Genomic DNA, 12,372 nt, shown 5'->3' on the forward strand with positions numbered 1-12,372 from the left:
ACCGGGCCGGGTGGTTCGTTCCTACGGGACGTTGGTCCCGAACCGGGCGGTCCGGGGCGGCCGGGCGGGCGTGTCGGGACCTCCGATCGGGGACGGCCTGCGGTCCGCCGGCCGGCGGTGGACCGGTCCTCGGCTCTCGGCGAGCGGAAACAGCGATCCGCCGTGCCGGACCGCCGTGAACTCGGCGGCGATGGCCAGGGCGGTCTCCTCGGGGGTCCCCCCGCCGAGGTCGAGGCCGATCGGGGAGCGCAATCGGGCCAGGGCGGCTTCCGTCACCCCCTCCGCCCGCAGTCGTCCGGCCCGCTCGGTGTGGGTGCGCCGGGAACCCATGGCGCCCACGTAGGCCAGGGGCAGCCCGAGGGCCAGGGCGAGCAGCGGAACGTCGAACTTGGCGTCGTGGGTCAGTACGCAGACCGCCGTACGGGCGTCCAGGCGCCCCGCCTCCCATTCCGCGGCGAGGTGCCGGTGCGGCCAGTCGACGATCACCTCGTCGGCGTCCGGGAAGCGGGCCCGCGTCGTGAAGACGGGCCGGGCGTCGCAGACGGTGACCCGGTGTCCGAGGAAGGCGCCGATCCGCGCGAGGGCGGCGGCGAAGTCGATGGCCCCGTAGACGATCAGCCGGGGGCGTTCGGCGGCCGATTCGACGAGCAGGGTCAGCGGCTCTCCGCACAGGCCGCCGGCCGTCCCGAGCTCCGCCGTGCCGGTCCGTCCGGCGAGCAGGAGGGCCCGGACCCGCCGCGCGGCGCTCTCGTCGAGGGCCGGAGCGCCGCCGAGGCAGCCCTGGTAGGAACCGTCGGCGTGGACGGCCAGCGCCCGACCGAGCTGTTCGGGCGGCCCGGCCACCACCCTGGCCAGCGCGGCCCGTGCCCCGGCGACGGCGGCGTCGAGCACCGTACGCAGGACCGGTCGCACGGGGTCCTGTCCGCGCACCGGTGTGACGAGCACGTCCAGGACGCCGCCGCAGGTCAGGCCGGTCGCGAAGGCGTCGTCGTCGCTGTAGCCGAAGCGGTGCACGGCGCTTTCGCCGGAGGTGATCGCGTCGAGGCACAGTTCGTGCACGGCGGATTCCACGCAGCCGCCGGAGAGGGAGCCGAGGGCGGTCCCGGCGGCGTCCACGGCCAGTGAGGCGCCGGGTCCGCGCGGCGCGCTGCCGCTGACGGCGACCACGGTGGCCAGGGCGAACTCCCGCCGCTCGGCACACCACGCGCGTAGTTCCGCGGCGATGTCGAGCATCAGCGGATGTACTCGCGTCTTGTGGTCTGCCCGGGGATCAGGGGGCGCGGCGGCAGTACGGCGGGGGGTCGGCCGGGGGCCCTCGGCGGCCCCGGGTAGGGCAGGGGGGTGGGCGGTTCGGGGGCCCGGCCGGTGGCGCAGCCGAGCAGTTGTGCGGCGTGGGCGACGCTCGCGAGGGTGGCGTGGTGGTGCCAGCCCCGGAAGGAGCGGCCCTCGAAGTCGCGGATGCCGACGGGTTCGCAGGTCTCGGCGAAGTCCAGGGAGACCCGGTCGGTGAGTTTGGCGAGCAGGAAGAGCTGGGCGAGCGGCCGGTCCCCGATGTTCGTGATCCAGAACTCGGAGGGCAGCAGGGCGGCTTCCGTCCAGGCTCCCACGAGCAGCAGGGGGGTGGGCGGGGTCGGCGGCGGCCGGTCCTCGGCGACGCCGGCGAGGATGGCGGCGGAGGTCAGCAGGGTCACCGCCCCCTCGGTGCGGCCGTGCCGGGTCCATTCCACGACGCGCCGCTGGGAGCGCAGCGAGTCGATGAGTTCGCGGGCGGGCGCGGTGTGCGGTCCGGGCTTGTGGCGGCCCGCGCCGCCGAAGGAGACGGGCAGCGACCCGTCGACCTTGAAGACGAACGGGATGTCCTGGAGGGAGAAGGACTCGACGCAGTGGGGAAGTTCGGCGTTGGACACCTCCATCACCACGGGGCGCCGCTGGAGTTGCCAGGTGGCGGCCATGCGCTGGACGGCGTGTACGGCGTCCTGTGCGGGGGTGAGCGAGCGTGCGGTGTCCGGGATGCCCGCCCGCGTGCGGCGCAGCAGTTCACTGGTCCAGGGCCCGGGGAGGGTGAGGGTCCATTCGACGGGGAAGCTGGCCTCGCTGGAGGCGAGCCAGATCCCGCCGGCCTGCTGACAGTTGGCGGTGCGGCCCAGTTGGGGAACGAACTGTCGGCCGACGCCCACGGAGGCGTCGCCGGCCTTCTCGATGACCATGGGCTGGACCACCCACGCCAGGGGGCGCTGGGCGGTCCGTTCGAGGTGCTGTGCGAGGGACCGTCTGACGGGGGTCCAGTCCCACGGTGATTTGCTGATGAACTGCTGAAGGCTCTGTTCGACGGAACTGGCCCCGGTTCCGGCGATGTTACGGATTGTTTTCTTCCCGGTGGTACGCACCAGTCCATTCAGATAAACGCGGGCCCAGTTTCGCTGGTCCCGCCGGGGTAATGACTCGAAGAAGAGCGAGATCAGTACGTCGATCAGATCGGAGATTTCCTTCGTGGAATCCTCCGGCAGGACTACGCGAGCCATCTGGGCCTCCCCCGCGACCAGCTAGATCCAATACCCTACTTGACCGCGAAGAACGGCCGTAGGCCGAGACGGCTACTTCCTGAGGTCGCCGGCGGTTTCGAGCCGCTCTTCCTCCACCACGAGCGGGATGGGGATCTGGTTCGCCGCGTAGTAGAGCGCGATCAGGAAGTGTGCGACAAGAGTGAGTGGTGCGGAGTAGAACGACAAGAGCACCGTGAGGGGATACGCGATGGCGCCGAGACCGAACCGCATCCGGGTCGCCCGCGCACCCTCCTTGTCCACGCGTTCGTGGAACAGGTGGCCGACCCGTGTGACGTACCACCAGAAGGCCAGGAAGGCCAAGGCGTAGAGCACGGTGATGGCACTGTAGAGGACGGCGGCGGCGTTGGCCGAACCACCTTCCTCGACGAGGTGTTCCGCGAGCACGGTGGTGGTGTAGGGGATCACCGACACCACCATCAGCACCAGGAGGTTCAGGAACAACAGCGGTCGGTCGACGCGCTTGAGGTGACTGAAGATCGTGTGGTGGTTGACCCACATGACGCCGATGATCAGGAAACTCACCACGTATGCGGCGTAGTGCGGCCATTGTTCCCCGACACCGTGCCAGAAGTCGCTTCCGGTTTCCTCCGGAACCTTTAGTTCCAGAACAAGGATCGTGATGACGATGGCGAATACACCGTCACTGAATGCCTCGACCCGCGCGGTTTCGCGTTCCATGACCTCCCCTTTGCCATTCGGTCGAACATGCGGAGAGGGCGCCGCCGCGCCCTCTCCGCACACGCTACCCAGATATTCGGGTTCAGCCGCCGAATCCGGCGGTCTGCCGCCAGATCCGGCCATCGCGGACCACGAGTGTCCCGAAAGCGTGCTCCGGTTCGCCGTTGAGGTTCATGATCGCCCGGTAGAAGACGGTGTCCTCGGTCTCGATGTACTCCTGGAGTTCGACCAGGGTGGGCTTGAGGGTGAGATAGCCGGTGAGCGCCTCCCGAACGGCCTCGATGCCCACCGCGGTCGCCTCGAAGCGCAACAGGACCGCGTCGTCGGTGTAGTTCTTCATCACCGCTTCGATGTCCAGGGCGGCCAGCGCCTCCATCTGGCGGACGAAGACCGGGTGCAGTGTGGCGATGTCGTACTTGGACATGTTCGACTCCGTTTCAACTGGTGTGGTCCCGTACGGCGGTTGATGCCGACGGTGTGGCGAGGGGCAGCCGGACGACCATCCGGGTCTCGCCGGCGCGGGAGCGGGCCGCGATCGACCCGCGGTGCCGCTGGGTCACGATCCGGTAGCTGAGGTGCAGCCCCAGGCCCGTGCCCTTGCCGACGTCCTTGGTGGTGTAGAAGGGTTCGAAGATCCGCGGCAGCACGTCCTCGGGGATGCCCCGGCCGCTGTCGATGATCTCCACGACCATGCAGACGCCCTCGGCGAAGGCGCGCAGCGTGAGCGTGCCCGCGCCTTCCATGGCCTCGGCGGCGTTGTCGACCAGGTTGGTCCACACCTGGTTCAGCTCTCCCGGATAGCCGGTCAGTTCGGGCAGACCCTCGCCGTAGGCGCGCACGACGGTGATGCCGGCGAGCTTGGCACGCAGCACGACCAGCGTGTTCTCCAGCCCTTCGGTCACCGCGAAGCGCTGCTCGGGGGCCCGGTCGAGATTGGCGTAATCGCGGGTCGCCGCCACGAGTTGGGAGATCCGCGGACCGGCCGCCCGCAGCTCGGCGGCCAGCGACCGGGTCTCCAGCAGCGCCGCCAGATGGTCGAGGGCGGCGGGCAGGGCGGGCTCGCCGATCCCCTCCAGTCGTGCCCACAGCCAGGCCTGTCCCACTCCGAGGTCGGAGACCCCCGACCCGAGCAGACCCGGCCGTTCGGCGCCGGCGTCCTCGGCCCGGTCGGTGATCTCCTCCTCGTCGTCGGCCTGGGCCAGGGGGTCGCTGGTCTCCGGCGGCGGCAGCTTGTCCAGTTCCTCGGCCAGTCGATCGAGGACGGCGCGCTCGGCTCCGTCGGCGGCGGCGCCCCAGGCGTGGGCGGTGAGGGTCAGCCGTTCCAGGGCGGGGGCCAGTTCCTGCGCGGCGCGGGCCACGGCGGCGGCCGGGTTGTTCAGTTCGTGCGCCAGTCCCGCGGCGAGGGTGCCGAGCGCCTCCACGGTGGCCCGTTTGCGGGCCTGCACCTCGGAGGACTTGATCCGCCAGGCCAGCACGGGGATGAGTACGGCGGCCACCCCGTGGCAGCGGGTCAGCATCTCGAAGAAGACCGCCTTCGGGTAGCCCACGACGGTGGTCGCCGGTCCGCTCGCGGCGGCGGTCGCCACGTACGAGCCGTCCGTCAGCAGCGGCAGTTCCCCGGTGAACCGGTGTGCGGCGGTGGGCTTGCCGTCGTGTTCCTCGGCCGCCGCGCTCTCCTCCTCGGTGGAGTGTCGGGTGAGCACCTCCTCCCGTCCGTCGACCATCTTGGTGACGACGAGCCCGCCGGCGAGCAGGACGTGGAAGCACGTGGCCTCGTCGCCGTCGCGGAAGAGGACCTGCCCGTCGGCGAGGACCCGGGGTTCGGAGACCGACACCAGCCAGTCGAGTTGCTCCCCGGTGAGCCCTTCGAAGATCTCCAGTCCGTGCAGGGCCGATCGCAGTTCCGCGGTGTTCCACGGTCCGGTGTTCACGGTGTGCTCCCCTCGGCCCTGACGCGGGCGGACAGCCGCAGGGTGACGATCAGGGCCAGGGCGCACACCCCGGCGACGGCGGCCATGAAGCCGACCGAGGTGCGGTGCAGTCCGTGGATGTTGGTCAGCATTCCGGCCAGGACCGCCGGGACGCTCATGGCGAGGTACGCGAAGACGTAGACGGCGGCGGTCAGTTCGCCCCGGTGGCCGGGATCCGCGAGGGCGCTGAGCGCCCGGAAGGAACCGAGGAAGGCCGCGCCCCAGCCGCAGCCGAGGACGGCCGTGGCGGCGAGGAACACCGGCGCCGAACCGAGACCCAGCGCCAGCAGGACCAGGGCCAGCCCGGCGAGGAGTCCGCACAGTCCCAGCACGGCGGTGCGCAGCGCCTCGGTGCGGCCGAGGAGCAGTTGGGCGCCGGTGGCGGCGCCCGCGAGCAGGGCCACGGTGGCGCCGCCGACGAGGTAGTTGGTGCTCCGGAGCAGGGACAGGGCCAGGTGCGGCCCGAGCGAGAGGTAGAAGCCGCCGACGGACCAGACGGCCACGATGGTCAGGACGAGGACGGCGAATCGGCCGCGGTGGGCGGCCGGCACCCGGATCCGGTGCGGGACCACGCGGAACCGCCCACCGGCCCCGGGAGCGCTCTCACGCATCCGGACCACGCCCGCCAGCGTGACGGCGAACGCGCCGATCAGCAGGAGGTAGCTCAGCACCGTCGGGGCCGGCGCGTACTGGACGAGCAGCCCGGCCCCGAGCCCGCCGAGCCCGATGCCCACGGTCGGTCCGGCGCTGTTGACCTGGGCGCCGAGCGCCGGCCGCGAGGGCGGGGTGAGTTCGAGCAGGGCGGCGCCCATGGCGCCGGTGGCCAGGCCCACGGCCAGGCCCTGCACGGCGCGGGCGGCGAGCAGCAGCGCCAGTCCCTGGGCCCCGGCGAACAGGGCCATGGAGACGATCGCCAGGATCAGTGCGGCGCCGAGCACGGGGCGCCGCCCGAGGGTGTCGGACAGCGACCCGAACAGCAGGAGTCCGCCGAGCACGGTGACGGCGTACAGGGCGAAGACCACCGTGATGGTGCCGGAGGACAGGCCCCACCGCTGCTGGTAGAGCACGTAGAGGGCGGAGGGCACGGAGGAGGAGAGCATCAGCAGGACGAGGATCGCGCCCACCACGCGGAAGCCGGGGCCCGCGGTCGCTCGGGCGGGCGGGCCGGTCGGCTGCACGATGTCCCCCGCGGTCGTCTCGGTCGGTTCGGGCACTGCGTCAACTCCCCCGTGGTGTGCGGTGGTCAGGCGAGTGCCTGGGCCCTCACCAGCGCGCGGGCGGTGAGCACTCCCGCGAGGTGGCCGAGGTACTCGGCCGAGGTGCCGCGGCCCGGGACGAACAGCCCCCGGGGTTCGGCCCGGAACGCCGCGAGGACGGTGTCCGTGGTGTGCGGGCCCGCGCGCAGCCGCTCCTCGACGCCGCGCGGGCGCAGGGCGCGGGCGGTGGCCCCGGTGACCGCGATCCGCGGCCCGTCCGGGGTGATCCGTACGGCGACGGCGCACAGCGGGTAGCGGGTGGCGCGGTCCGCGGCCTTCTCGAAGGCGGCGGCCCGCCCGCCGGGCGGCAGCAGCAGCGCGGTGATCACCGCGCCGCCGGGCACCCCGGAGGCGGCGAGCCGCTCGGCGGGGAGGGTGGAGAGACCCGCGGGGCCGGCGAGTTCGACGACGGCGCCCGCGGCGATGGCGGCGACCGGCAGGTCGGTGGCGCGTCCACCGGCGGCCAGGTTCCCGCCGGCGGTCCCCAGGTTGCGGACCTGGGGGTCGCCGTTGGCGCGGGCGGCGGCCGCCAGCTCGGGCGCCTCGGCCGACACCAGCGGGTGCGCGGCCAGTTCGGCGAGCGTGGTCAGCGCTCCGATGCGCAGCCCGTCGGCGGTGCGCGCGATGCCCCGGAGTTCCGCCAGGTGCCGTACGTCGACCAGCAGCCGGGCCCGGTCGGCGCCGGAGCGCAGGTCGGGCAGCAGGCTCTGGCCGCCGGCGAGGATCCGGGCGCCCGGGGCACCCGCGAGCAGGGTCAGGGCCTCGTCGAGGGCGGCGGGCCGTGCGTAGTCGAATTCGGTGAGGATCACCGGGCTTCCCCTCTCAGGTGGCGCCAGACCTTCTCGGGGGTGACGGGCATGTCGATGTGGATCACGCCCAGGTCGGAGAGCGCGTCGACGACGGCGTTGACCACGGCCGCGGCGGGCGGGACGGTGGCGATCTCGCCGGCCCCCTTGGCGCCGAGCGGGTTGTGCGGGGACGGGGTGGTGGTCTTGTCGAGGGAGAAGAACGGCGCGTCGAAGGCCCTCGGCAGGGCGTAGTGGCCCAGGTCGGAGCTGAGGAGCAGGCCGTTCTCGTCGTATTCGGCGTGTTCCATCAGGGCCTGGCCGAGCCCGTGCACGATGCTGCCCTCGATCTGGCCGAGCACCACCTTCGGGTTCCCGATGTTGCCGGCGTCGTCGACGGCGGTGTAGGCCACGACCTCGGTCTCGCCGGTCAGTTCGTCGATCTCGACGACGGCGACGTGCGTGCCGAAGGGGTAGTTGAAGTCCGGCGGGTCGAAGTGGGTGGTCTCGTCGAGGGCCGGCTCGATCTCCGGGGGCAGCCCCCAGCCGTACCACATGGCCATCGCCAGTTCGGCGAAGGTCTTGGTGTTCGCCTCGTTGCCCTCTTCGTACACCTTGCCGCCGGCGTAGACGACCTTCTCCTCCGGGATCCCGAGGAAGACCGCGCCGGCCTTGACCAGCTTGCTCTTGATCTTCCGGGCGGTGAGCGCGATGGCGGGCGCGGCCATGCTGTAGGAGCGGGACCCGTAGGTTCCCTGCCCGTAGGGGGCCTTGAGGGTGTCGCCCTCGTACACCTGGACGGTGTCCGGGTCGATGCCGAGTTCGTCGGCGGCGACCTGCGCGAAGACGGTGCCGTGGCTCTGGCCGGTGGAGGCGGAGCCGACGGTGACGGTGACCTCGCCGGTCGGGTGGACGCGGATGTTCGCGCTCTCCCAGGTGCCGCCGAGCATGCCCTCCTTGGACATCCGGGTGGACGGTCCGACCCCGCAGATCGCGACGTACGCGGCGATGCCGACACCGAGGCGCTTGCCGCGGGCGCGCGCCTCGGTCTTGCGGGCGGGCATGTCGGCGTAGCCCGACAGTTCGATGGCCCGGTCGAAGTTCAGCAGGTAGTCCCCGGAGTCGTAGGTCCAGCCGAGTCCGTTGTCGTACGGGAACTTCTCCTTCGGCACCAGGTTCTTGCGGCGGACGGCCGCCGGGTCCATGCCGATCTCGGACGCGTACCGGTCGACGAGGCGTTCCATCAGGAAGGCCGCCTCGGCGCGCCCGCTGCCGCGTTGGGCGCCGAGCGGGACGGTGTTGGTGAAGGCCGCGTAGACCTCGCAGAAGGCCGCGTCGATGTCGTACATGCCGCTGATGGAGCGGCCCATCAGGGCGGTGGCGACGCCGGGGCCGATGGTGGAGGGGTACGCGCCCAGGTTGGCGTGGCTGGTGGCCCGCACGGCGGTGATCCGGCCGTCGCGGGTGCCGGCGAGGGTCACGTGCTGGCGGTGGTCGCGGCCCTGGACCGTGGAGCTCATCAGCCCGGTACGGGTGTCCACCCATTTCACGGGCCGGCCCAGCGCCTTGGAGAGCAGCAGGACGAGCGGCATGTCGGGGTACAGGTAGCCCTTGGTGCCGAAGCTGCCGCCGACGGTAGGGGCGACGACGCGGAGCTTGTTGAACGGGATGCCGAGAACCAGCGCGGAGAGCAGGAAGCGATGGTTGTGCGGGCCCTGGGTGGTGGCGTACAGGGTGTACTCACCGGTGGCGGGGTCGTAGTCGCCGACCGCTCCGCGGGGCTCGATGGGGCTGTTGATGGTGCGCTGGTTGACCAGGTCCAGTTCGACGGTGACCTCGGCCGCGGCGATGGCCGCGTCGGTGCGGTCCTTGTCGCCGCAGGTCCAGTACGCGTTCAGGTTCCCGGGGACGGCCTCGTGCAGTTGGGGCGCGCCCTCCCGGAGGGCCTCGTCGGCCCGGGTGACCACGGGCAGCGGCTCGTACTCCACGTGGATCGCGGCCAGCGCGGCGGCGGCCTGGCGCGGGGTCTCGGCGACGACCGCGGCGATCGGGTCGCCGACGTGCCGGACGGCGTCGCCGGTCAGCACCGGGCGGGCGCCGGGAAGTCCGTAGGGGTGGGGCGGGAAGTGGCTCTCCACCCCGCCGGGTATCCAGATGCAGGGCAGCGGCATCACGTCCGTGAAGTCGGCGGCCGTGACGACCTTCAGGACGCCCGGGAGCTGCTCCGCGGCCTTGGTGTCGATCGAGAGGATCCGGGCGTGGGCCACCGGACTGCCCAGGATGGTCATGTGGGCCGTGCCGGGCAGGTCGATGTCGGCCACGTACGTGGCCTCGCCGCGCAGGAGGTGCGGGTCCTCGCGGCTGTCCAGGGGTCTTCCCAGCACTCCCTGTCCCTGAAGGACGCTCTCCCCCGTCGTCGTGGTCATCTCCCTCAACCCTCCTGTCCGGACGCGGCGGTCACGGCGTCGGCCATGGCGTCGCAGACGGCGTCCGTCCCGGGGGCCGCGGCCCGGGCTGCGGCGCAGGCGCGCTGCACCCCGCGCACGACGCTGTGGTAGCCGGTGCAGCGGCACAGGTTCCCGGTGAGCCACTCGCGGATCTCGGGTTCGGTGGGGGCGTCGCCGTCCGCCGTGTTCTCGACGAGTTCGCCCAGGGCCATGACCATGCCGGGCGTGCAGAAGCCGCACTGGGTGCCGTGCTCCTGCCGCAGGGCCTCCTGGAGGCCGGTCAGTTCGCCGCCCGGGGTGGCGACGCCCTCGATGGTGGTCACCTCGGAGCCGGCGGCGGCGACGGTGAGGACCAGGCAGCTCTTCGCGGACCTGCCGTCGAGTCGCACGACGCACGAGCCGCACTGTCCGGTGTCGCAGCCGACCTTGGTCCCGGTCAGCCCGAGGCCGTCACGGAGCCGTTCCACGAGGAGTTCGTTCGGTTCGGCGGTAAATTTTCTGGGTCTTCCGTTGACATTCAGTGTCAGATCCATGCGAGCGCCTGCGCTTCCGTGAGCGGCTTGTCGAAGAGGGGACCGCCGGGCTGTTGGAGAATTCCTCCGGAATGGAGCGGTCCGGTGTCCACGGGCACGAATCCCAGGTCCGTGATGATTCCCGCGACGATGCCCTTTGCCTTTTCGTCGTCGCCGGCGGTGAAATGGGCCAGACGCTCGCCTCCCGCGGTGCCGGCGACGGCGAGGGTCTCGAAATGCATGGTGTTGAGCGATTTAACGATCCGGGCGCCGGGATACCACTCGGCGACGAGTTCGCTGGATCCCCGGCCGGCCGGGTCGCGGGGGGTGTCCGGGCCGCCGAAGGCGTTGGTGGCGTCCACGAGCACGGTGTCCCGGACGGCGTCCCGGGGCAGCAGCCCGCGGACGGCTTCGAACGGGACCATCAGCACCGTGACCTCGGCCCGCGCGGCCACCTCGGCGGGGTGCGCCGCCGAGGCCCTCGGGCCGAGTTCGGCGACCAGGGGGGCGAGCGAGCGCGGTCCGCGCGCGTTGGCCAACACCACCTCGTGGCCCGCGGCCACGAGGATCCGGGCCAGGGTCGAACCGATCCGCCCGGTGCCGATGACGCCTGTCCTCATTGACGCTCCTCCGTGAACGGTGGTGGGTCGATCAGTCCATGCCGATCCAGACCGACTTGGTCTGGGTGTAGCTCTCCAGGGATTCGGGCCCGCACTCGCGGCCGTATCCGGAGGCCTTGTAGCCGCCGTACGGCACGGAGGGGTCGTACTGGTTGTAGCAGTTCACCCAGACCGTGCCGGCCTTGATCTGCGAGGCGACCCGGTGGGCGCGCCGCAGGTCCTTCGTGTGGACACCGGCGGCGAGTCCGTAGGCGCTGTCGTTGGCGATGCGCACGGCGTCCTCCTCGGTGTCGAAGGGGATGATCGACAGGACCGGGCCGAAGATCTCCTCCTGGGCGATCCGCATGCCGTTGTCGACGCCGGTGAAGACGGTCGGCAGGAAGTAGAGGCCCTGGCTGGAGGCGCCCTCGGGGGTCCAGCCGGCGCCGCCGGTGCGCAGGATCGCGCCCTCCTTCTCGCCGACCTCGACGTAGGAGCTGACCTTGTCGAACTGGCCGCGGTGGGCCAGCGGACCGAACAGCGTCTCGGGATCGCGGGGGTCTCCGGGCTTGAGCGCCGCGGCCCGGCGGACCAGGCGTTCGACCATCTCGTCGTGGATGGGGCGGTGCAGGAGCAACCGGGAGCCGGCGGTGCAGATCTCGCCCTTGTTGTAGTAGATGCCGAAGAAGGCGAGTTCCTCGGCGGCGTCGAGGTCGGCGTCGGCGAAGACGATGTTGGCGGACTTGCCGCCGAGTTCCATCGTCACCTTCTTCAGGGTGCCGGCCGACTTGCGGATGATGGCCTGGCCGACGACGGTCGAGCCGGTGAAGGCGATCTTGTCGATGTCCGGGTGATCGGTGAGGGTCTCCCCCAGCTCCACCCCCGGACCGGTGATGACGTTCAGCACGCCGTCCGGGATCTCCGCCTCCTGGAAGAGCTCCGCGATCTTCAGCGCGGTGAGCGGGGTGGCCGGGGAGGGCTTGTGGACGACCGTGTTCCCGGCCGCGAGGGCCGGGGCGATCTTCGTCATCGAGAGCAGCAGCGGGAAGTTGAAGGGGGTGATGGCGCACACCACTCCCAGCGGTTCGCGCAGGGTGTACGCGAGTTGTCCGCCGGCCGGGGCCCGGGAGGAACCGTCCACCCGGGTGACCGCGCCCGCGTAGTAGTGCATGAGCTGTGCGGCCATCGGGGCGTCGACGGTGCTGGAGAAGGCGAAGGGTTTCCCCATGTCGACCGTCTCCAGCAGCGCGATCTCCTCCAGGTCCCGCTCGATGAGTTCACCGACCCGGTTCAGTCGCAGCGCGCGTTCCTGGGCGGACAGCCTGCTCCAGGGCCCTTCCTCGTACGCCTTGCGGGCGGCGGCCACGGCCGCGTCCGCGTCGGCGGCGGCGGCCTGGGCCACCGGCACGATCTCCTGCCCGTCCACGGGGCTGACGTCCGGTTCGGTACGGCCGTCCCGGGCCGGGACCCATCGGCCGCCGATGAACAGCTTCCCGGGGTTGGCCAGGGGCTTGCCGCTCAGCTCGCGCTTGGTCATGGCTGCCTTCCGGTGTCGTGTGCG

11 protein-coding genes are annotated in these 12,372 nt (G+C 71.7%); all 11 read right to left on the minus strand.

The genetic code is table 11. The features are described from left to right. Nucleotides 1-21 precede the first annotated feature (21 nt). On the minus strand, nt 22-1,233 hold the full coding sequence (locus ACQEVM_RS23485; RefSeq protein ID WP_433082110.1) for an XdhC family protein: 1,212 nt from the start codon (nt 1,231-1,233) through the stop codon (nt 22-24). Next, nucleotides 1,233-2,522: an IS701 family transposase gene (locus ACQEVM_RS23490; protein WP_433082112.1), complete on the minus strand. Its 1,290-nt coding sequence runs from the start codon at nt 2,520-2,522 to the stop codon at nt 1,233-1,235. The genes ACQEVM_RS23485 and ACQEVM_RS23490 overlap by 1 nt, the downstream gene beginning before the upstream one ends. A gap of 72 nt (nt 2,523-2,594) precedes the next feature. Continuing rightward, a complete protein-coding gene (locus ACQEVM_RS23495) occupies nt 2,595-3,242 on the minus strand; it encodes a TMEM175 family protein (protein WP_433082114.1) in 648 nt (215 codons plus the stop codon). A gap of 82 nt (nt 3,243-3,324) precedes the next feature. Beyond that, a complete protein-coding gene (locus ACQEVM_RS23500) occupies nt 3,325-3,666 on the minus strand; it encodes a nuclear transport factor 2 family protein (protein ID WP_433082116.1) in 342 nt (113 codons plus the stop codon). Nucleotides 3,667-3,679: 13 nt separating this feature from the next. Continuing rightward, nucleotides 3,680-5,173 (minus strand): ATP-binding protein, encoded by a 1,494-nt coding sequence (locus tag ACQEVM_RS23505; protein WP_433082118.1) that lies wholly within the window; start codon nt 5,171-5,173, stop codon nt 3,680-3,682. Further along, entirely contained in the window at nt 5,170-6,426 is a 1,257-nt protein-coding gene (locus tag ACQEVM_RS23510) for an MFS transporter (protein WP_433082120.1), read from the minus strand. The genes ACQEVM_RS23505 and ACQEVM_RS23510 overlap by 4 nt, the downstream gene beginning before the upstream one ends. Before the next feature lie 29 nt (nt 6,427-6,455). Then, nucleotides 6,456-7,277, minus strand: a complete 822-nt coding sequence (locus ACQEVM_RS23515) for an FAD binding domain-containing protein (RefSeq protein ID WP_433082122.1) — start codon at nt 7,275-7,277, stop codon at nt 6,456-6,458. After that, entirely contained in the window at nt 7,274-9,679 is a 2,406-nt protein-coding gene (locus tag ACQEVM_RS23520) for a xanthine dehydrogenase family protein molybdopterin-binding subunit (RefSeq protein WP_433082124.1), read from the minus strand. Before ACQEVM_RS23520 ends, ACQEVM_RS23515 begins: the two co-directional genes overlap by 4 nt. A gap of 5 nt (nt 9,680-9,684) precedes the next feature. Next, on the minus strand, nt 9,685-10,233 hold the full coding sequence (locus tag ACQEVM_RS23525; RefSeq protein WP_433082126.1) for a (2Fe-2S)-binding protein: 549 nt from the start codon (nt 10,231-10,233) through the stop codon (nt 9,685-9,687). Beyond that, nucleotides 10,224-10,832, minus strand: a complete 609-nt coding sequence (locus ACQEVM_RS23530) for an NADPH-dependent F420 reductase (RefSeq protein ID WP_433082128.1) — start codon at nt 10,830-10,832, stop codon at nt 10,224-10,226. Before ACQEVM_RS23530 ends, ACQEVM_RS23525 begins: the two co-directional genes overlap by 10 nt. Before the next feature lie 31 nt (nt 10,833-10,863). Continuing rightward, nucleotides 10,864-12,348, minus strand: a complete 1,485-nt coding sequence (locus ACQEVM_RS23535) for an aldehyde dehydrogenase family protein (RefSeq protein ID WP_433082130.1) — start codon at nt 12,346-12,348, stop codon at nt 10,864-10,866. Nucleotides 12,349-12,372: the final 24 nt, after the last annotated feature.

The sequence above is a fragment of the Streptomyces sp. CA-243310 genome (assembly GCF_050936775.1).
Lineage (GTDB): Bacteria > Actinomycetota > Actinomycetes > Streptomycetales > Streptomycetaceae > Streptomyces.

What these genes read in the sequence shown, in the direction of transcription:
- ACQEVM_RS23485 (WP_433082110.1), bottom strand. Translation starts at nt 1,233, where the DNA reads ATGCTCGACATCGCCGCGGAACTACGCGCGTGGTGTGCCGAGCGGCGG.
- ACQEVM_RS23490 (WP_433082112.1), bottom strand. Translation starts at nt 2,522, where the DNA reads ATGGCTCGCGTAGTCCTGCCGGAGGATTCCACGAAGGAAATCTCCGAT.
- ACQEVM_RS23495 (WP_433082114.1), bottom strand. Translation starts at nt 3,242, where the DNA reads ATGGAACGCGAAACCGCGCGGGTCGAGGCATTCAGTGACGGTGTATTC.
- ACQEVM_RS23500 (WP_433082116.1), bottom strand. Translation starts at nt 3,666, where the DNA reads ATGTCCAAGTACGACATCGCCACACTGCACCCGGTCTTCGTCCGCCAG.
- ACQEVM_RS23520 (WP_433082124.1), bottom strand. Translation starts at nt 9,679, where the DNA reads ATGACCACGACGACGGGGGAGAGCGTCCTTCAGGGACAGGGAGTGCTG.
- ACQEVM_RS23525 (WP_433082126.1), bottom strand. Translation starts at nt 10,233, where the DNA reads ATGGATCTGACACTGAATGTCAACGGAAGACCCAGAAAATTTACCGCC.
- ACQEVM_RS23530 (WP_433082128.1), bottom strand. Translation starts at nt 10,832, where the DNA reads ATGAGGACAGGCGTCATCGGCACCGGGCGGATCGGTTCGACCCTGGCC.
- ACQEVM_RS23535 (WP_433082130.1), bottom strand. Translation starts at nt 12,348, where the DNA reads ATGACCAAGCGCGAGCTGAGCGGCAAGCCCCTGGCCAACCCCGGGAAG.